The sequence below is a fragment of the Neoroseomonas oryzicola genome, from assembly GCF_012163135.1.
GTDB classification, from domain to species: Bacteria; Pseudomonadota; Alphaproteobacteria; order Acetobacterales; family Acetobacteraceae; genus Neoroseomonas; species Neoroseomonas oryzicola.
Map to the genome: position 1 here is coordinate 323,325 of NZ_JAAVUP010000003.1, position 19,581 is coordinate 342,905.

19 protein-coding genes are annotated in these 19,581 nt (G+C 68.8%); 11 read left to right on the forward strand and 8 right to left on the reverse strand.

Annotation, left to right across the window (positions count from 1 at the left end):
• Positions 1–289 precede the first annotated feature (289 nt).
• The 3 genes from GWK15_RS13095 to GWK15_RS13105 are packed head-to-tail and all read right to left on the reverse strand — an operon-like array spanning position 290 to position 1,233.
• A complete protein-coding gene (locus GWK15_RS13095; RefSeq protein ID WP_338147259.1) occupies positions 290–571 on the reverse strand; it encodes a DUF1488 family protein in 282 nt (93 codons plus the stop codon).
• A 32-nt stretch (positions 572–603) separates the two neighbouring features.
• Positions 604–855: a hypothetical protein gene (locus GWK15_RS13100; RefSeq protein WP_168041777.1), complete on the reverse strand. Its 252-nt coding sequence runs from the start codon at positions 853–855 to the stop codon at positions 604–606.
• A gap of 18 nt (positions 856–873) precedes the next feature.
• Positions 874–1,233: a hypothetical protein gene (locus GWK15_RS13105; RefSeq protein ID WP_168041778.1), complete on the reverse strand. Its 360-nt coding sequence runs from the start codon at positions 1,231–1,233 to the stop codon at positions 874–876.
• 867 nt (positions 1,234–2,100) lie between these two features.
• Between GWK15_RS13105 and GWK15_RS13110 the strand changes: the two genes are divergently transcribed.
• Positions 2,101–2,583, forward strand: a complete 483-nt coding sequence (locus GWK15_RS13110) for an ATP-binding protein (RefSeq protein ID WP_168041779.1) — start codon at positions 2,101–2,103, stop codon at positions 2,581–2,583.
• Entirely contained in the window at positions 2,564–2,905 is a 342-nt protein-coding gene (locus tag GWK15_RS13115) for an anti-sigma factor antagonist (protein WP_168041780.1), read from the forward strand. Before GWK15_RS13110 ends, GWK15_RS13115 begins: the two co-directional genes overlap by 20 nt.
• 16 nt (positions 2,906–2,921) lie before the next feature.
• Here GWK15_RS13115 and GWK15_RS13120 read toward each other — a convergent pair whose 3' ends face one another.
• Both GWK15_RS13120 and GWK15_RS13125 read right to left on the reverse strand, forming a co-directional pair.
• Positions 2,922–4,646: a solute carrier family 23 protein gene (locus GWK15_RS13120; protein WP_168041781.1), complete on the reverse strand. Its 1,725-nt coding sequence runs from the start codon at positions 4,644–4,646 to the stop codon at positions 2,922–2,924.
• 6 nt (positions 4,647–4,652) lie between these two features.
• A complete protein-coding gene (locus tag GWK15_RS13125; RefSeq protein ID WP_168041782.1) occupies positions 4,653–5,726 on the reverse strand; it encodes a TRAP transporter substrate-binding protein in 1,074 nt (357 codons plus the stop codon).
• A 164-nt stretch (positions 5,727–5,890) separates the two neighbouring features.
• Here GWK15_RS13125 and GWK15_RS13130 point away from each other — a divergent pair, with 164 nt between their 5' ends.
• The 3 genes from GWK15_RS13130 to GWK15_RS13140 are packed head-to-tail and all read left to right on the forward strand — an operon-like array spanning position 5,891 to position 10,100.
• Positions 5,891–8,539: a PAS-domain containing protein gene (locus tag GWK15_RS13130; RefSeq protein ID WP_168041783.1), complete on the forward strand. Its 2,649-nt coding sequence runs from the start codon at positions 5,891–5,893 to the stop codon at positions 8,537–8,539.
• A complete protein-coding gene (locus GWK15_RS13135) occupies positions 8,536–8,940 on the forward strand; it encodes a response regulator (RefSeq protein WP_168041784.1) in 405 nt (134 codons plus the stop codon). Before GWK15_RS13130 ends, GWK15_RS13135 begins: the two co-directional genes overlap by 4 nt.
• The gene (locus tag GWK15_RS13140; RefSeq protein ID WP_168041785.1) at positions 8,937–10,100 is read left to right on the forward strand and encodes a PP2C family protein-serine/threonine phosphatase; all 1,164 of its coding nucleotides are present in this window, start codon (positions 8,937–8,939) and stop codon (positions 10,098–10,100) included. Before GWK15_RS13135 ends, GWK15_RS13140 begins: the two co-directional genes overlap by 4 nt.
• A 196-nt stretch (positions 10,101–10,296) precedes the next feature.
• Here GWK15_RS13140 and GWK15_RS13145 read toward each other — a convergent pair whose 3' ends face one another.
• Complete coding sequence (locus GWK15_RS13145; protein WP_168041786.1) at positions 10,297–10,629, reverse strand: STAS domain-containing protein; 333 nt, start codon at positions 10,627–10,629, stop codon at positions 10,297–10,299.
• 638 nt (positions 10,630–11,267) lie between these two features.
• Between GWK15_RS13145 and GWK15_RS13150 the strand changes: the two genes are divergently transcribed.
• The 4 genes from GWK15_RS13150 to GWK15_RS13165 all read left to right on the forward strand — a co-directional run bounded on the left by GWK15_RS13150 (position 11,268) and on the right by GWK15_RS13165 (position 14,982).
• Positions 11,268–12,176, forward strand: a complete 909-nt coding sequence (locus tag GWK15_RS13150) for an acetamidase/formamidase family protein (protein ID WP_168041787.1) — start codon at positions 11,268–11,270, stop codon at positions 12,174–12,176.
• A gap of 348 nt (positions 12,177–12,524) precedes the next feature.
• Positions 12,525–13,007, forward strand: a complete 483-nt coding sequence (locus GWK15_RS13155) for a hypothetical protein (RefSeq protein WP_168041788.1) — start codon at positions 12,525–12,527, stop codon at positions 13,005–13,007.
• Positions 13,008–13,031: 24 nt separating this feature from the next.
• Positions 13,032–13,463, forward strand: a complete 432-nt coding sequence (locus tag GWK15_RS13160; protein WP_245211625.1) for a PadR family transcriptional regulator — start codon at positions 13,032–13,034, stop codon at positions 13,461–13,463.
• 82 nt (positions 13,464–13,545) lie between these two features.
• Positions 13,546–14,982 (forward strand): NAD(P)-binding domain-containing protein, encoded by a 1,437-nt coding sequence (locus tag GWK15_RS13165; RefSeq protein WP_168041789.1) that lies wholly within the window; start codon positions 13,546–13,548, stop codon positions 14,980–14,982.
• Between the two features lie 28 nt (positions 14,983–15,010).
• On the opposite strand, the gene arsA is transcribed toward GWK15_RS13165, so the two are convergent.
• Positions 15,011–16,771 (reverse strand): arsenical pump-driving ATPase, encoded by a 1,761-nt coding sequence (arsA, locus tag GWK15_RS13170; RefSeq protein ID WP_168041790.1) that lies wholly within the window; start codon positions 16,769–16,771, stop codon positions 15,011–15,013.
• A gap of 11 nt (positions 16,772–16,782) precedes the next feature.
• Positions 16,783–17,970 carry an acetyl-CoA C-acetyltransferase gene (locus GWK15_RS13175; RefSeq protein ID WP_168041791.1) on the reverse strand — a complete coding sequence of 396 codons (1,188 nt, stop codon included), beginning with the start codon at positions 17,968–17,970 and terminating at the stop codon, positions 16,783–16,785.
• A 124-nt stretch (positions 17,971–18,094) separates the two neighbouring features.
• Between GWK15_RS13175 and GWK15_RS13180 the strand changes: the two genes are divergently transcribed.
• Both GWK15_RS13180 and arsB read left to right on the forward strand, forming a co-directional pair.
• Positions 18,095–18,451, forward strand: a complete 357-nt coding sequence (locus GWK15_RS13180; RefSeq protein ID WP_168041792.1) for an ArsR/SmtB family transcription factor — start codon at positions 18,095–18,097, stop codon at positions 18,449–18,451.
• The gene (arsB, locus tag GWK15_RS13185) at positions 18,448–19,521 is read left to right on the forward strand and encodes an ACR3 family arsenite efflux transporter (RefSeq protein ID WP_168041793.1); all 1,074 of its coding nucleotides are present in this window, start codon (positions 18,448–18,450) and stop codon (positions 19,519–19,521) included. The genes GWK15_RS13180 and arsB overlap by 4 nt, the downstream gene beginning before the upstream one ends.
• Positions 19,522–19,581 lie beyond the last annotated feature (60 nt).

Genomic DNA, 19,581 nt, shown 5'->3' on the forward strand with positions numbered 1-19,581 from the left:
TGGGTCGTGAGGCGCGGCGCCGTGTCCCGGCTGGTCTCGGCTCGCTGTGACGCCGCCGCGGACGCTTAACGACTGCACCACAGCAGTCGGAGCCTTGCCCGGTACCGCGTATTGAAAGCCGTCCCCGGGGAGTGCCTTCGCCGTCGGCCCGGTAGCCGAACAGGGGAGGTCAGCCGGGACGGTGTCGTGCCCGTTTTCGTAGTCGGGCCGCTTCCTGCGGGAAAGATGATGCGATGCGTGCCGGTGGAACAGCGAACCGCTTGGGCATCCACGTTGACACGAGGTTCATTCAACCACGCTGGCGCCTGGCCTTAAGCGCAAAGGCCGCGGTTTCCGGGGGTTCCGGATCGAGCATGTCATCTTCCCAGATGTGCAGGACACCCAGCGGCGGGCTCAGGCGCGCGCGCAGCTTCTCCAGTGCGGCTGCCTCAATGCGCCCACGCTCCGCAGCGAAGATTGCCGGCAGGTCGGTGCTGCGACGCGGTCTGGTCCCGCTGATGGCGAGCAGCGCGAGGCGTGAGATGGCGCAACGCACCTCGCTGCCATCCTCGGTCGTCAGCATGAACAGCAGCCGATGGCCATCCCAGCGCTGCGATGCTCAGGTCATCGCCGCATCGCGGCGTCGGTCGCGAGCACAGTCGCCAGTTCGCTTGGCGTGATTGAATAGGGCCGCGCCACCCGCCCGGAGGCGAGACCATGCCGCGAGATCGTCATGCCCGTTAGCCGCCAGGCGGGGAAGGAAAGGCCGTCGAGCATCTCCTGCTCCGTATCCACGCGGTAGCAGCCCGCCGGCAGCGCCGCGGGATGGGCGGCAATCCGGAAAGGGTGGCGGAATTCCACGATCTCGTTGGTCATGCGCGATTCCATGGCGGGTCACCGCGCCAGGCGGTCGGCGCAGGCGCGCGCGACATCGGGGTCGACGGCGGTGCCGCCCGCTGGATCGGTGGAGAAGCGGCGCGCCAGCGCAGTCCGCGCCGACCAGTCGAGCCGCGCGGTATCCGGAGTATCGCCGCGCGCGCGGCTCGCGCAATGGATTGCCTGCTGCTCGACAATCCCGTTATGGACAAGGGTCTGCGCCGTGCTGGTGCGCACCTGGAAGCCGATCATGCCGGAAATGATCGGCCCGGCCACGAGCCCTACGCCCAGGGCCAGGAGCAGGGGCTTAGCGCGCGTCCATCGCGCAGAGGCATCGGCACGGAGGCGAGCGAAGACGCTCGGCGTGTCGGCGGACATGGATCATTCTCCTAGAGCAGCCATGTCGTACAGGGATTGCCTGTATATCCTGTCAAAACGAAGCGAGATTTCGCATGTAACGAGCAGGAATCGGCTGAATTTGAATTATACGATGATTTTTCTGGAAGCACAATGATTCCCAATTTGAAATTTCATTTCTATATACGTGAGGCTCATTTTCTCGATCACATATTGCAACGAATTAAAACTGCGCGACGGTATTTCTTGAGACGCTGGCGACCGGACCGAGGGCGAAAGTTCCTCTACAGGCCATCGGTGCGGTCGACACCCCGACCTGCGCGGAAGGCCCGGCCACGCTCTATGCCCGCATGGCACAGGCCCGCATCGGGTGAGGTGTTGGTGTGTAGCGGCACACATGGTCGGTGGTCCTACTGATGCACGTGCTACCCAGAGAATTTCGTTCCCCGGTTCCCACCGCTGCTCCAATCTCCTCTCTCACAATTTGTCTCTCCTGCTCATGGCACCGCGCTGAGGCGCAGGCTTTGCCGTGGTTTGCGCGTGGACCTTGATGGTTCGAGGGCGCAACACACGCCGATTTCGGGCCACGGAGAGCAGAGAGTCTCCAAACCTTGAGGGTAGGGCAATTCTGCCCCCAAGCTCTATTCTATTGATTTTGCAATGCTTTCTCTGCGCCATGCTTGGGGTATCTCGGGAAGCCGACCGCCTGGCAAAAGGTGCTGGAGAGCAGAGAGGTGGGTTGTCCAACCCGCGCCGATACCGGTCACGGCTCCTCGTTTGAAAAAGCGTCGTCACCTTGCCGGATCAGCGGACGGAGTCGCGTGGCCTACCGGTTGCCCGTCGCTTCCTGCCATGGGAAGCTGTCCGGAGCACAGGCGGAAAGCCCGGATGGCAGCTTCGCCGGACGGCGCGGAACAGGAAATCCGTATCCTGAACCGGCTGGACCAGATCGCCGAGGTCGCAGCTTTCGTCGAGGTGTTCGGCAGCGCCAACGGCCTGCCCGGAGACATCGTCAACGCGCTGAATGTCGCTCTCGACGAAGTGCTCTGCAACGCGATCTCCTACGGCTTTCCGGACGGCGGACAACACGCCATCACGGTCCGCCTCGGCTACCAAGGCGGTGAAGCGTGGGCCGAGGTCGTCGATAACGGCATACCCTTCGATCCGCTCGCCTCTTCCGCCGCGCCTGACGTGGGTACAGGACTGCACGACCGTAGGGTTGGCGGCCTGGGGTTGCTCTTCATGCGCCATCTGATGGACGATGTTGCATACAGGCGCGAGGGGCACTTCAACCGGCTCCGACTGCGCAAGACGATCGGGGCGTCGACCGCGCGCGGGGAGGATGCGACTGGTGCAGCTGACGATAGCTGAGGATACTGTCGGGAGCGCAACGATCCTGGCGGCTCAGGGACGCATCGATTCCAACACCTCGAAGCAATTGGGCGAGCGGTTGAACGCGCTGATCGAAGCCGGGACGCCGTCCGTCGTCATCGACCTTGGCGAGCTTCTCTACATCAGCAGCGCCGGCTTCCGCATCCTGCTGATCGCGGCAAGGCTCGCCGAAGCGCGCGGCGCCGGCCTCGCCCTCTGCGGCCTGTCGCCCGAAGTGCGGCGGCTGTTCGACCTCGGCCAGTTCTCTCGGCTCTTCCCGATCTTCGCGACGCGGGAGGAGGCGGTCCGGCAGGCCGGATGAGGCACCCGCCTCCGGTTCAGTGATCGAAGTGCAGCACGAGCACCGAATGGCCGCCCCGCACCGCCGCCTGGACGCGGTCCGCGTTTCCCCTGACCAGGTAGCCGGCCAGGCGGAGCAGGCCGTCGGGTGCCGAGACGATCTCGTCGTGGCTCGGCGCCTCGGCGCCTAGACTGAGGAGTTCGCCATCGTAGGTCAGGCGGATGTCGAGATTGTACTCGTCGAACATCGCCTCGACCGTGATGGGCCCGGTCACGCCGCAATGCTCGATGATGGCCTCGACGGACTGGCAGGCGCCGAAGATCGCGCGCTGCAGCACGTCGCGACGCGCGCCCCAGCGGGAACCCTGCATCTCGAGGAAGGCCCGGATGGTATCGATGGCGGCGGCGTCGGGAGGCAGCAGCACCGTCTCCCGGCTGCGCACGCCGATCCGGAACAGCGCATTGAGGAAGAGCGCGGCGATCAGGCCCATGGCCAGGTCGGAGACAAAGTAGGGCTGCAGCGCAGTCGGCAGGCCTGCGTAGAACTCGGGCATCACGTTGCGGCTCAGCGCGATGGTGAGCGCCAGGCCGATCACCAGGGTCTTCCGCGCGTCCAGTGCGCGGCTCATCACGATCTGCAGGCCATTCACCAGGACGAAGGACGCGGCGAACACGATCGCGGCGCCGAGCACCGGCCTCGGGATGGAGAGATAGAACAGGGCGGCGGCCGGCAGCGCCGACAACGTGATCAGCAGCCCTCCGATCCAGAGGCCGACCACCCGCGCCGTAACCCCGGTGGCGGTGGCCAAGCCGACGCTGGATGCGTTTGACGTGCCGCCCATGCATCCGGCGCCGGCGGCAAGGATCGTCGCTGCCCCGTCAGCCAGGGCGCCGGCCGACATGGTCCGCGGCTCGGGGCGCACCCAGTTGCGGTCGTTGACCTTCTGACTGACCGCGACATCGCCCATGACGCGCAGGCAGCACGCCAGCGCGACGGCGAAGAAGGGGACCGCGAGGGCGGGATCGAACCGGGGCACGTGCAACGACCACTCCGGCAGGGCGACCAGTGGCGCCGCCGCGATCGCGGCCAGTGCGTGCGAATCGATGAGGCCCGCCGCCAGTCCGACCAGGTAGGTGCAGACGATGCCCATGATCGGGCTGTACCTGCGAAGGTAGGTGCCGCCCCAGACATGCGTTCCGACCATCATCGCCAGGGCGCCGCCACCGAGCACCACCTCGGCGGCCGGCACCGTCGCCGCGGAACCGTCCGCCACTCCCAACAGCAGCTTCGTTCCGAGCACGCCGAGCGACAGGCCGACCAGCACCACGCAGAGCCCTGAGATCTCGGCCGGGAAGAAGGACCGCAACCGCCCGATGATGCGCGAGAGCGCGATCTCGACCACACCGGCGAACAGGGTCATGCCGAGCACGAGCGGCATGCCGCCGAGCCTGGCCGCGGCAAGAGTGGCACCGATATGGATGCCGCTGAACGTCCATGGAATCAGGTAGCCCGAGCCGAAATGCGTACGAGCCTGGCACAGCAGCAAGGTCCCGATGCCGATGACGGCGAAGCCGACGCGGATGCCCTGCATCGTCTGCTCCGGCCCGATGCCCGCCGTCGTCAGGGCGAAGAGCAGATAGACGGTGTTGAGCAGCAGCGTCGATACGTGCTGCAGCGCCAGGAGGGCGCAGGTCAGGGCCGGAGGCCTGTCCTCGACACCATAGAGAAGGTTCTCGGGCCGCGTCGGTAGCCGCGAATCCATCGTTGATCAGTCGAGTCCCCGGGCGTTCAGGAAGGCCCGTTCCGCAATGTCGCTCCAGTTCCGGATCGCCCCCTGGAAGGCGCGATGGCTTGCCGAGATGAGACGGGCGTGGCTGTCGCGCGAGCCGGCCTCGGCGAGGACGTCGCGGCTCTGCCGCAGCAGCTCGCGCAGCAGCGCGTCGTCGAACCGGCGGATCTGCACCGTGCCCGCTTCCCGCAGCCGCGCCAGCCAGATCGCGTTGTTGGCATTGAACTCGGCGAGCGAGCGGGAGAATTCGCCGGCCGCGATAGCCTCGATCAGGCGACGGTCGCTCGGCGCAAGGCTCTCCCAGATGCCGATATTGATGCCGAGCGTCAGCGCCGTGCCGGGCTCGTGGAAGCCGGGGTAGTAGTAGAAGTTCGCCACCTCGTGCAGGCCGAGCGCCATGTCCGCCCAGGGGCCGACCCACTCGCTCGCATCCAGCGCGCCTGAGCGGAGCGCGGGACGGATCTCGCCCCCCGCCACGTTCACCACCGTGGCGCTCATGCGCCGCAAAACTTCGCCGCCGAGCCCCGGCATGCGGTAGCGCAGCCCGCGGAAACCGTCGGTGGAAGTGATCTCCCTGGTGAACCAGCCACCCATCTGGGAACCCGTGCTGCCGCACAGGATCGGCTTGATGCCGTGCTCGGCGCTGAGCGCGTCCCACAGAGCCTGGCCACCGCCGTAGCGCACCCAGGCGAAATGCTCCTGCGCAGTGAGGCCGAAGGGCACCGCGGCGAAGAAGGCGAAGCCCGGTGACTTGGATTCGAAGTAGTAGTCGGCCGAATGGTACATGTCTGCGACACCCGCCGACACGGCGTCGAGGGTATCGAAGGGCCGCACGACGGCGCCGGCGGGGGTGACTTCGATCCGCAGCCTGCCATTCGTCGCGGCTTGGATGGCCTCCGCCAGTTGCACGGCGGCGTCCAGGGTTCCCGGAACGTTGCTGGGCCAGTCGGTCACCATCCGGAATTCACGGATGCCTTGCGCCAGTGCCGGCGCGCCCAGCGCTGTCACCGCCACGCCCGTCCCGGCGCCGGCCAGCAGGTTTCGACGCTTCATGCCCCCTCGTCCCCCTGCTTCACCGCAGCTGCAGCCGGATTTTGATGGACGCTAACAGGCCGACATTGTGCGCGGAAGTGGGTTCGCATCCTCGCCCCCCCCCTCGCAACGGCCTGACCTTCCGTGCGGGGTTCCGGCCTTGCCGGCCTTGAGGCAAACTCCGGATGGGGACGTTCACCGGGGTGACATTGACGGAGCTGGCAGCGGAGGCGGCGGGCTTGGGCAGGGGCGCGTTCTGGCGCCCCGGCGTCCGGACGCGACTGCTGCTCGCCTTCCTCGCCATCAGCGGATTCTCCGTATTGGCCGCCGCCGCGGCGATCTATGCCTTCCGCCAGGTCGGCGCCCGGATCGAAGTGGTGGACACGCAACTCGCGCCAGCCCTCACCTCGCTCGAGGTCTCCCGCTCGGCGGAACGGATCATCGCCGCCGCGCCGGCCTTGCTCGCGGCCGCAGATACCGCCCGGCGCGACCAGGTGGCGAGCGGTCTGCGCACCGAACTGGCCCGGCTCAACGAGAGGCTGCTCGATCTGAACCGCGGCGAGGCCGAGGCGGCGTTGCTGGCGACCATCGAGCAAAGCGTCACCTGGCTTTCCGCCAACCTCGCCGCGCTGGAGGACCTGGTTGCCCGACGCCTCGTCGCGGGCGACGGCATCGGACGTCAGCGGCGGCGCGTTCACGAGACACAGGACGAGACCCAACGACTTCTCGCGCCCTGGTTGATGGTGATCGAGGGACAGATCGAAGGCTCGATGGCAGCCTTGCGGCAGGCTGGGACGCCTTCGACGATGGAGGACGCCTCGCAGCGTCTCCTCGCCGCAATCGCGGCGCAGCGGCCCGCGCAAGCCGCGCAGCGGCAGTTCTCGGCGGTCGTGGACATGCTCGCCGAAGCGTCCACCACCGACCAGGAACGCCGCCTGCAGGTCCTGGCCTTCCAGCTTCGCCGCGCGCTGCGCGAGGTCGAGGCCACCGCCGCCGAACTGGACGGACGGCTGCAGCCGCTGTTCCTGGCGCAGGTGGCGAAGCTGCGGGAGTTGAGCGAGGGGGGCGACGCGATCCCCGCAGCGCGCCGACGGGAACTCGCGCTGGTCCGCGAAGGCGCGGCCCTGCTGGCCGAGAACGCCAGCCTGTCGGCCGGCCTGACCGACGCTGTGGACCAGCTCGCCGCCGCCGCCAAGGGTGACATCGCGCGCGCGACGCGCGACGCGCTGTCGGTCCAGCGGACCGGCACCCAGGTGCTCATCGCGCTCGTCCTGCTCAGCCTCGCCACATCGGTACTGATCGTGTGGCTCTATGTCGGCCGGAACATCGTCCGCCGTTTGACCGCGCTCGGCGACGGCATGGTGGCGATCGCCGCCGGCCGACTGGGCGCCCCCGTCGCGGCGGAGGGGTCGGACGAAATCGCGGCAATGGGCCGGGCGGTCGAGGTGTTCCGGCGCAACGCCATCGAGCTCGACCGTCTTCTGGAGGAACGCAGCCAGGCGGCGGCGCGGCTGGAGCAGCAGGTGCGCGAGCGCACGGCTGAACTGGAGCGCCGCCGGGCGGTGCTGCGCGTGACCTTCGACAATATGGAGCACGGCGTGGTGATGTTCGACGTCGAGCACCGCATGGCCGCGTGGAACCAGCGCTTCCAGGATCTGCTCGACCTTCGCGATGATCAGGTCGGGCTCGCCGTGACCTACCTGGACTTCGTCCGCGGCCTGGCCGAGCGCGGCGAATACGGCGAGGCCGACGCCGATGAGGAGGTCCGCCGCCGAACCGACGCTCTCGATCGGGCCTTCCTCAACGAGCGGACCCGGCCCGATGGGACCGTGCTGGAGATCCGCCGCAATCCGGTGCCGGGCGGTGGCTTCGTCCTCATCTACGCCGACATCACTGAACGCAAGCGCGCCGAGCGGGAAATGGCGGCCGCGCGTGACGCGGCCGCGGCGGCAAGTCGGACGATGGAGGCGGCCTACCGCGAGCTCAAGGCCGCGCAGGCGAGCCTGGTCCATGCCGAGAAGATGGCGTCGCTCGGCCAGCTCACCGCCGGCATCGCGCACGAGCTGAAGAACCCGCTGAACTTCATCAACAACTTCGCCAGCCTTGCGCAGGAACTGCTGGTCGAGCTGAAGGAGGAGCTGGGGCCCGCCCTTGCCGCGGACGGCGGCGACGAGGCCAGCGACATCATGGCGACGCTGTCGGGAAACCTCGGCAAGATCGTCGAGCATGGCCGCCGCGCGGACGGCATCATCCGCAGCATGCTGCTGCATTCGCGCGGCGGCAGCGGCGAGCGCCAGGAGACCGACGTCAACGCGCTGGTGCAGGAGGCGCTGAACCTCGCCTACCACGGCGCGCGGTCGCAGAACCCCGAGATGAACGTCACGCTGGAGCGCGACCTCGGCAAGGATATCGCCCCTCTGGAGATGGTGCCGCAGGACATCACCCGCGTGCTGCTCAACCTCTTCGGCAACGCCCTCTACGCGACCGACAAGCGGCGGCGCGAAGAGCGCGGCGGCGCCTGGCGACCGACCCTGACGGTCGTGACGCGCGACGCCGGCGATGCGGTGGAGATCCGCGTGCGCGATAACGGCACCGGCATGCCGCCCGAGGTGCGCGCGAAGCTGTTCACCCCGTTCTTCACCACCAAGCCGACCGGCGAGGGCACGGGGCTTGGCCTCTCGATCAGCTACGACATCGTCGTGCAGCAACACGGAGGCAGCATCGACGTGGACAGCGAGCCAGGCGCGTTCACCGAATTCACCATACGGCTTCCGCGCACCACACAGCGGGTGGCCTCCGCGGCGCGGGAGCCGGCGGACGGAGCCCCGGCATGAGCGATCGCGGTGTCTGCATCCTGGTGGTGGACGACGAGCCGGACATGGCCGATCTCTTCCGCCAGCGTTTCCGGCGGGAGGTGCGCGAGGGGACCTACATGCTGCAGTTCGCTGCCTCGGCGGAGGCGGCGCTGGACCATTTGCGCTCCGACGCCCGTCACGACCCGATGCTCGTCCTGTCCGACGTCAATATGCCAGGCATCGACGGCCTTGCGTTGCTGCAGGCCATCCACCACGAGTGGCCCGGGCTTCCGGTGATGATGGTGACGGCCTATGGCGATGACGAGCGTCGACGCCAGGCGGCAGCACTGGGCGCGGCTGACTTCCTCGGGAAGCCGGTCGATTTCGACCATCTGAAGCGACGGTTGCGCGACATCGCCCCGCGCGGGCCATCGGCATGAGTGCGACGACGATCCTGGTCGTGGACGACGAGCCCGACTTCGAACTGCTCGTCACGCAGCGCTTTCGGCGCAGCATCCGCGGCGGCGAGCTCGTCTTCCACTTCGCGCGCGACGGCGAGGAGGCGCTCGAGCTGTTGAGTCGGGTGCCGGGGATCGACCTGGTCCTGACGGACATCAACATGCCCCGCATGGACGGGTTGACGTTGCTGCTGCGGCTGCCGGAGGTGGATCCGCAACTGCGGGCGGTGATCGTGTCGGCCTATGGCGACATGGCAAACATCCGTACCGGCATGAACCGCGGTGCCTTCGACTTCGTCACCAAGCCGGTGGACTTCGATGACCTGACCGTCACCCTGAATCGCGCCGTCGAGCATGTCCGAGCCGCTCGCGCCGCGCTCCAGGCGCGCGACGCGCTTCTCGCGATGCAGGAGGAGCTTGCCGTCGCGCAGCGCATGCAACTCGCGATCCTGCCGCAGCCTCTTCCCGACACGCCGGGCCGTCAGCTGCGGGGCTTCATGCAGGCGGCGCGCGAAGTCGGCGGCGATTTCTACGACTTCTTCATTCTGCCGGACGGGCGGCTGGGGCTGGTCATCGCGGACGTGTCTGGCAAGGGCATGTCGGCCGCGCTCTTCATGGCGGTGACCCGGACGCTCCTGCGCATGGTTGCCCTGTCGGGGGTCGACGCGGCGCAGTGCCTCTCGACCGTGAATGCGCTGCTGGCCGCGGACAATCCCGAGATGATGTTCGTGACGGCCCACTATGCGACGCTCGATCCTGCGACCGGATCGCTCGAATACGCGAGCGCCGGGCACCCGCCGCCCTTGCTGATGGGCGCCGAGGGAGCAGTGCGGGAGCTTCCGGGCTGCGATGGCATTGTCCTTGGCGTCCGTCCGGCCCAGGAATATCCCTTGCGTCGACAGACCCTTGCCCCGGACGAAGTCCTGTTCCTCTACACCGACGGGGTGACCGAGGCCGTAGACCCAGCAGGGAACCTCTTCGGTGAAGAGCGCCTTGCTGCGACCCTCGCGTCGCATCGTGGGCTCGACTGCCAGGATCTGCTTGCTGCGGTGGTCAGCGAGGCGGTGACATTCGCCTCCAGCGCGCCACAGGCCGATGACATCACGTGCCTCGCGCTTCGCTATCGAAGCGGCGGGAGATAGGCAGGCGCGGCGGCAGCATCCAGCGGGCTGGAGCAGGACGGCCCGTCAATGCTGCGTCGACGACCGGGTCGCTAGTGTCCCACTCGCCTGCCCGCTCCGAATCGTCGGTTCGGGGCGAATTCTTCCTGTAGCCTCCACGCGCCCATGATGCGGCCCGCGCAGATGAGAGTGGAACATTCGGGCAGGCCGAAGACGCTCAGCCGAGCAGCGCCTGAGCCTCTTCGAGGCTGGGCGCGACCGGGATCAGGTGGCCCAGTCGCACGGTGTCGATCAGCAGTTGCATCTGGGCCCGCGGCGACGAGAGCACCATTCTGCCGCCACGCTGTTTCACCAGCTTCGCTGCGACCAGCAGCATGCGGATGCCGAGCGAGCCGCAATACTCCACGCCCCCCAAGTCAACGATCACATCGTGGCCGTCGACTGGCATGAGTTGCGTAAACTGGCTTTCCATGCGCGACACCGTGGCAGCGTCGAGGAAGCCAGACAAATCGATCCGCCAAACGCCTGCTTTGAGTTGCGTAGCTTGCATCGCGATCCCTGAACTTACATTGTTCGGCGACGGGACGCCGCGTGTTTCTTAATCGTCCGCCGTTCGCGCCTGTCAAGCAAGCGCTAAAGGGTGGCGGTGGCGGGAAGCCCGTGAAGGTGTCAGTTGCGCTGATCGGCCGCGTCGAGCCGTTACCTGACCAGGTGGCCGCGCGCCATCGCGACCGCGCGGCGTAGCGCCGCGTGGCGGAGATCGACCTTAAATCCGCAAGACTGCTCGGCTTCGCGAACGGCCGTCCAGGTGCGGGCATGTCCGCTCTCGGGAATGGCCGCATCGTCAGCGCATGATCGGAGTGGGCGCAAAGCGGACGAACGGAAATCGGCGCCATGGCGCCAAAGCCTCCCGCTGATGCTCCCAGGTCTCGGTAGAGGGCTGCAGGAACTCGGGATGTGTAGGGGGAGCAGTTTCAGCCGTAGCAGGCTCCCCAACCAGCCACGCTTGATCCGCTCGGCGGCCGCAGTCTCGCTGATCGAGGAATGGCCTCCATTGTCGAGCAATCGCTGATACAGGAACACCCGCGCCGTGCCTTGACCGCTCGGCGACCTCGTTCCTAGCGTGCCACTAGCAGCCCAGGCAGGGACCGTTCGGTCCCTGCCGGCGAGATGTCCCCAGGGAGCCCCATGGCCACGCACCGTTTCCGCCCCACGCGCTACTTCAACGCGATCGGCGTCGCCGAGCCCTGCCTACGCGTTGCTGATGGCGACACGGTGGTGACGGACACCGTCGACGCGTCCGGCCTCGACGCGCGGGAGGTGACCGTCGCCAGCCGGCCGAACCCGATGACCGGCCCGTTCTACATCGAAGGCGCCGAACCTGGTGACACGCTCGCCGTGCGGATCGATCGGCTGACGCCGAGCCGTGCAACGGGCTGGACCTACTCGCCGCTCGCCCTGACCGTGCTGGATCCGGCCGCGATCATCGACCGGCCGCCGCAGCAGCGCGCCGTCTGGGATATCGACCGCGAGGCCGGAACCGTTCGGCTGCAGGAGACTGTGACGGGTCTCGAGGATTTTGCGGCGCCGATCCAGCCCATGATCGGCTGCTTCGGGGTCGCGCCGGCGGGCGGGCAGGCACTGTCCACCGCGACCAGCGCACAGAACGGCGGCAACATGGACTACCGCCTGTTCGCGCCGGGCACGACTGCTTGGTTTCCCGTCGCAGTGCCGGGCGCGCTCTTCTATCTCGGCGACGGGCATGCCTGCCAAGGCGACGGGGAGATCACCGGCACCGGCATCGAGACATCGTTCGAGATGGAGGTGACCTTCCGCGTCCTGAAGCGGACGATCACCTGGCCGCGCGGCGAGACGGCAGACCACATCTTCACCGTCGGCAATGCCCGGCCGCTGGACCAGGCGCTGCAGCACGCCACGACGGAGATGTCGCGTTGGCTCGGCGAGGACTACGGCCTGGGCGCTCGCGCCGCCAGCCACCTGATGGGGCAGGTTGTCCGGTATGATGTGGGCAACGTCTTCAACCCCGCCTTCACGGTTGCCTGCCGCATTGCCAAGCGCTGGCTGCCGAAGCGCTAGGATTGGACGTTATGCTGTGATCTGGGGGCGCGAGGCGACCTCCAGTTCAGCGCGCCGCCCCGGCTTGCCCGACATCAGGTGTCCCACTGATCGCCCCAGACCAGAGGAACCGGCTCAGGAGAGCCGCAAGCGTTACGCGATCTGTTACCCGGCCATCCAGGATCATATCGACGAGGTCCGGCGCCAATAGCGTCAGCCACAGCAGCGAGCCGAGATAGCCGCGCTCGGCCTCTGCAGGCCTGACCAATGGAGGCGACGACCGTGGCCATCGATCTTTCGTGCCGCCATCTTCTGCTCGGCAGCGGTGCGTCCGCAGTTGTGGGGACCACCTAGGCGCAGGCGCCCGCCATGCGCAGCGGGACGCTGAAGATCAGCACCCTTGGAGTCGATGTCGCGGATCCTCATCGGCACACCGGCGCGATCGGCGTGCAGCAGGCCCATGTCGAAGGGCTCACCAGCATCGCCGCCAATGGCAGCGTCGAGCCTCTCCTCGCCGAGACCTTCGAGACGACCCATGACGGCAGCCCGATGACCACGGCCGAGGTGCTCGCGCATTTCGAGCGCCGCCGCACGCGCATCCGCGGCGGCACGCTGGCCGACGCGCTTCGTCGAATGCGGCGCCGCAACACGGTCGAACGACAGCCTCCGCGTCATGGCGAGGAAGATCGCGCCGGCTACGCTCGATGTCGGCACCGCAACACTGTCCGTGGGCGTCGCAAAGCGGTGGGCGCCATGACTCCGGTTCCTCCGCTGCGCGCTTGTCGCAAGGCCCCGGCGCCCTTCCAGGCGCTCATTATGTGTTCACGAATTGCATTTCGCCTTGATGCATAGAACACCAAGGTATAGAAGATCTGCATGAAGGCCGTTCGCCCCGTTCCCTCACCGCGCGTCGACTACGCCTCCCGCGACTACTGGGCGGGCACGATCAAGATGGGCCTGTCTAAGTTCTTCATCCTGCGCGTCCTGCATGACGGGCCGATGCACGGCTACGACATCGCGCGCTCCGTCGAGCGGACAACGGGAGGCTGTTGCTCTCCGACGGAAGGCACGATCTATCCCGTGCTGCGCGAGTTCGAGGCCGGCGGCTTCCTGACCGTGCACGAGGAAGTGGTGCAGGGCCGGCAACGCCGCGTCTACCAGCTCACCGAGGCGGGGCGTGCCGCATTCCGCGTCGCCCTCGACGCCTGGATGGAGGCGACGGCGGCTCTACAGGATACCGGCCGCGCCTTCGCCGCCGCCGATCGGGCGCGCAAGTCGCGCGCAGGGGACGATGGATGCTGCCCGTGACCGGCGATCCAATCTTTTTCTGTGGGCCAATGCCTCGATCATCAATGCATCGTGGTTCAGAATTTCGCGCGTGGAGGACCCCATGACCTCGTGCTGTTCGCGGCCCGCAGCCGCTTCGACCGATCCAACGCATGACCCGGCCGCCGACACGAGGCTGCCGGTCGCGATCATCGGCGCCGGTCCCATCGGCCTCGCCGCCGCCGCACAACTCCTCGCCCGCGGCATCGAGCCGCTGGTCCTCGAAGCTGGCGCCGAGGTCGGCCAGGCCGTCCGCGCTTGGCGCCATGTGCGCATGTTCTCGCCCTGGGCCTTCAACACGGATGCCGCCGCGCGTGCCCTGCTGACGGCGGAGGGGTGGGCGGAGCCCGATCCCGAGGCCTATCCGACCGGCGGCGAGCTGGTGGATCGCTACCTCGCCCCGCTGGCTGCAACCGGCGCCCTGCGCGATCGCATCCGCACCGGCGTGCGCGTCGTCGGCGTCGCGCGGCGGGACTTCGGGCGCCTGCACAATGGCGAAGGCCGCGATGCGGTACCGTTCGTCCTGCACGTCGAAACCTGCTGCGGGATGGAGGCGATCGAGGCCCGTGCCGTGATCGACTGCTCCGGCACCTGGAACGCGCCGAACTCGGCCGGCAGCCACGGCATGCCGGCGCTGGGCGAGGCGCGACATGCGGATCGCATCGCTTACGGCATCCCGGACGTGCTCGGCGCGGACCGCGCCAGTCATGCCGGCCGCACGACGCTGGTGGTCGGCGCCGGCCACTCGGCGATGAATGCGGTGCTCGATCTCGTCGAGCTCGCGAAGACGGCGCCGGGCACGCGCATCCTGTGGGCATTCCGCAGACCGCTCGGCGCGGTGAATTTCGGCGGCGGCGCGCGCGACGGCCTTTCCCAGCGCGGCGAGCTCGGCGCGCGAGCGCAGGCACTGGTCGAGAGCGGCGCCGTGACGGCGCTCGCCCCCTTCCTGATCGACCGCATCGCGGAGGCGGACGGCGCGCTGTCCGTGTCCGGCCGGCAGGAAGGCCGCGCGCGGACGGTGCAGGCCGACCGCATGGTCGTCGCGACCGGCTTCCGGCCCGATCTTTCCTTCCTGCGCGAGATCCGCCTCGGGCTGCACCCCGCTGTGGAAGCGACGCCGGCGGTCGCGCCGCTGATCGACCCCAACCTGCATTCCTGCGGCACGGTGCGCCCGCATGGCGAGGCGGAGCTGCGCCACCCGGAGGCGGGCTTCTACATCGCCGGCATGAAGAGCTACGGCCGTGCGCCGACCTTCCTGCTCGCGACCGGCCACGAGCAGGTCCGCTCCATCGCGGCCTATCTTGCCGGCGATGTCGCGGCGGCGCGGCGCGTCGAACTCGTTCTGCCCGAGACGGGCGTCTGCTCGACCGAGCGCAGCGCGGCGACCGCGGGCTGCTGCGGCCCCGCCGCGGCGACGACCCTGGCCGAGCCCGTCGCCGCCGGCGCGTGCTGCGGTCCGGCCGCGGCACCGGCGCCGAAGGCCGGCGGCTGCTGCGGCTGACGTAGAAGCCGCGGCGCCGGCCGGGCCCCTACGCCGCGAGGCGCTGGAGCGCGGCCAGTCCGACCGGTGCCTCGGCTTGCCAGGGGAGTAGGAACAGCCGCTGTGCGAGGCCGCTCTCGATCCGCTGGATCTGGGCTTGCTCGCCTGCCATCCGCTGCATCAGCAAATGATCCGTCGTGCCACTGCCCGAGAGCGCGCGATTGATCACCCAGGCATAGGGCTCGATGTGTGCGCGTCGCAGATCCTCCTGAAGCGCCGCGGCTTCCGAGACGGGCGTCGTCTCGGGAAGGGTGACGAGCAGGACCTGCGTGTGCTCGGGGTCCTGCAGCCGCATCAGCGGGGTGACGATGCGTCCCGCACCATTCGCCGGATCGAGGTTGCGCGTCATCTGCCGGTGATAGGCGCCGGTCGCGTCCATCAGCAGAAGCGTGTGTCCCGTGGGCGCGGTATCCAGCACGACGAAGCTGCTCCGCGCCTCGGCGACGATGCGCGAGAAGGCGTGGAAGACCGCGACTTCCTCGGTGCAGGGGGAGCGCAGGTCCTCCCGCAGCAGCGCGCGTCCGGCCTCGTCCAGGGTGCGACCCCGACTTTCCATGATCTTGGCGACGTAGCGATCGGTCTCGACCTTCGGGTCGATCCGGTCCACGCGCAGGCCGGGCATCTCGCCGCCGAGCGTCATGGCGAGGTGTGCGGCCGGATCGGTCGTGCTGAGGTGGACGGCATGGCCGCGCTCGACGAGACCGATGGCCACGGCCGCAGCGATCGTCGTCTTGCCGACGCCGCCCTTGCCCATGACCATGACAAGGCCGTGCCCGCGCGCGGCAAGTCCGTCCACCAGGGCGTCGAGACCCGGTGTCTTCACCGATGCCGCGGCTGTCCCCGGCGGGATGGCAGTTGTCGTCGCGGGGGTTGGCTGCAGCAGCGCACGAAGCGCCGTGAGACCAACCATGTCGAAGCCGCGCAGAGGCACCTCGTCGCACGGCAGGAGCCTCAGCGTCTCGGGCATGCCGTCGAGCGCGGCGCGGCCACCCTGCTCGATGGCGCGCGCCACCACGTCATCCGAAGCGCCCGCGCGAAAGACGCCATTGACCACCAGGCGCTGGTTGCGCAGCCCCAACGCGGCAAGTTCCCCGGCGCTGCGGGCCGCCTCCAGGAGGGACGCCCGGTCGGGCCGGGCGACCAGGATGATGGCCGTGGTCGCGGCATCGCCCAGGGACTCCATCGCCGCGCGGAAGCGGCGTTCCTGCATCTTCAGCCCGGAATGGGGGCCGAGGCAGGAGGCGCCTGCCTCATTCGCCTCGAGGAACCCGGTCCAGGCCGCCGGCAGGCTCAGCAGGCGCAGCGTATGCCCCGTCGGCGCGGTGTCGAACACGACATGATCGACATCGGCCGCATCACCGGCCAGGAGAGCGGCGAATTCGTCGAAGGCGGCGACTTCGGTCGTGCAGGCGCCGGAGAGTTGCTCCCGCACGGTCGAACGCTCCGTGTCGGGCGCGGCTTCCATCTGCGCCAGGACGCGCTTCCGATAGGCCTCGGTGGCGGCCTCAGGGTCGATGTTCAGCGCCGAGAGACCGTGAACGCCGGGCACCGGGCGTGGCACATCCGACAGCACCACGCCGAGCATCTCGTCCAGGTTGGATGCCGGGTCAGTGCTGACCAGCAGCACGCGCCTCCCGGCCTCCGCGAGGGTGATCGCAGAGGCGCAGGCGACCGAGGTCTTTCCCACCCCGCCCTTGCCGGTGAAGAACAGGTGCCGCGGCGGCGCCTGGAGGAAGCCGGGAAGGGTCATGCGAGGCTCGTTCAGGGCAGGCGCTCCAGGCAAAGGGCGATGCCCTGCCCGCCGCCGATGCACAGCGTGACGAGGCCGCGGGTCTGGCCGGCACGGGCCATGCCGTGCAGCAGCCGGGTGGTCAGCACGGCGCCGCTCGCGCCGATCGGGTGGCCATGGGCGATGGCGCCGCCCTCGGGGTTCACGGCGTCCTCCTTCAGGCCGGTCTCGCGCATCACCGCGATAGCGATGGCCGCGAAGGCTTCGTTGATCTCGGCGCGCTCGATGTCGGCGGCCGTCCAGCCGGCGCGCGCCAGCGCACGCTGCACCGCGGGCACCGGGCCGAGGCCGAACATGCCCGGTTCGACCGCGCCGACGCCGGCGGAGACGAGGCGCGCCACCGGCTTCAGGCCGAGCCGTTCGGCGGCGCTGCGCGCGGCCACCACCATGGCGGCGGCGCCGGTGTTCAGGCCCGGCGCGTTGCCGGCGGTGATGGTGCCGTCCTTGCGGAAGGCGGGGCGGAGCCTGGCCAGCGTCTCGGCCGTGGTCTCGGGGCGGTTGTGCTCGTCCTTCGCGAAGGCGACGGGGCCCTTGCGGCTCTGGATCTGCACGGGCGCGATCTCGGCGTCGAACTTCCCCGCCGCCTGGGCGGCCGAGAAGTTCGTCTGCGAGCGCAGCGCCCACGCATCCTGCTCCTCGCGCGAGACCTGGCACTTCGTCACCAGGTCCTCGGTGTGCCAGCCGGAATGCTGGCCGGAGAAGGCGTCGTTCAGGCCGTCGTAGAGCATGCTGTCGATGATCTGGCCGTCGCCCATGCGCATGCCCCAGCGGCCGTTCGGCAGCAGGTAGGGCGCGCGGTCCATGTTCTCCATGCCGCCGGCGATCATCACCTCGGCCTCGCCGAGGCGGATCTCCTGCGCGGCCGAGGCGATTGCCTGGGCGCCCGAGCCGCAGACGCGGTTCACGGTGAGGGCCGGCGCCGACACCGGGATGCCGGCGCCGATCGCCGCCTGGCGGGCCGGGTTCATGCGGTTGCCGGCCTGGATCACGTTGCCCATGACCACGCCGTCGACCTTGGCGGGATCGAGCCCGGCACGCTCCATTGCCGCGCGGATGGCGACCGCGCCGAGATCGGCGGCGGGCATGTCCTTCAGCGTGCCGCCGAAGGTTCCGATCGCCGTGCGAACCGGGGTGCAGATGACGATGTCACGGTCAGCCATGGGCGTTTCTCCTGCCAGGGGCGGCGGGGAAACTGCACGCAGGGGCGCCGGGCGGCCTTGCGGCGCGTCAAGTCCCGTCACGGCTGGCATGGCCAGGGCGTCACATTTCCGGCAATCTCGACATATGGACGCGCTGCACCTCATCGAAGCCTTCGGGGCCCTGGCCCAGGACACCCGCCTCCAGGCCTTCCGCCTGCTGCTGAACGCCGGCCCTGCGGGCCTTCCTGCGGGCGAGGTGGCCCGCCGCCTCGGCACGCCGCACAACACCATGTCGACGCACCTGGCGATCCTGTCGCGCGCCGGGCTGGCGCGGTCCCGGCGCGACAGCCGTCAGGTGATCTACGCGGTGGACCTCGAGACGGTGCGCGGCCTCGTCGCCTTCCTGGTGCAGGAATGCTGCGGCGGGCAGCCCGAGCGCTGCGCCGCGCTGCTCGACGCCGCCATGCCCGTGTCGTCCTGCCAGCCGGGGTGCGCGGCATGAGCGCTGTCGCCGAGGCCGCGCCGCGGCGCCTGTCCTTCCTCGACCGCTGGCTGACGCTGTGGATCTTCGGGGCGATGGCGCTCGGCATCGCGCTCGGCACCTTGGTGCCGGGGCTGCCGGCGGCACTCGACAGCGTCTCGGTGGGCGGGACCAACATCGTGATCGCCGCCGGGCTGATCCTGATGATGTATCCGCCGCTCGCGCGCGTGCGCTACGAGGCGCTGCCCGAGGTCTTCGCCGACCGCCGCGTCCTGCTGCTTTCGCTGGTGCAGAACTGGGTGATCGGGCCGGTGCTGATGTTCGTGCTGGCCGTCCTGTTCCTGTCGGACCGGCCGGAATACATGACCGGGCTGATCCTGATCGGCCTGGCGCGCTGCATCGCCATGGTGATCATCTGGAACCAGCTCGCGCGCGGGGACAACCAGTATGTCGCCGGGCTCGTGGCCTTCAACAGCGTGTTCCAGCTGCTGTTCTTCGGCGTCTATGCGTGGTTCTTCCTGTCGGTGCTGCCGCCGCTGGTCGGGCTCGAGGGACGCGTGGTGGAGGTCTCCTTCGCCACCATCGCGGGGGCGGTGCTGCTCTATCTCGGCGTGCCCTTCGCGGCCGGCTTCCTGACCCGGCGCGTGATGATCGCGCGCCGTGGCGAGGCCTGGTACCGCGATCGCTTCCTGCCGCGCATCGCGCCTGTCACGCTGGCGGCGCTGCTCTTCACCATCGTGGCGATGTTCGCGCTGAAGGGCGGGGACGTGCTGCGGCTGCCGCTGGACGCGCTGCGGATCGCGATGCCGCTGGCGATCTATTTCGTGGTGATGTTCATTGTCAGCTTTTGGATGGGGCGGCTGATCGAGGCGGATTATCCGCGCACGACGGCGATCGCCTTCACCGCCGCGTCCAACAACTTCGAGCTCGCCATCGCGGTGGCCATCGCCGCCTTCGGGCTGGCCTCGCCGGTGGCCTTCGCGACGGTGATCGGGCCGCTGGTCGAGGTGCCGGTGCTCATCCTGCTCGTGGGCGTGGCGCTGCGGCTCGGGGAACGGTGGTTCGGCTTCACGGCCGCGGAGGCGCGGTAGCCGAGCGCGCCTGTCATCGAAGCTTCACTGGCCTGATTCAATAATTCGATTATCGTCGAA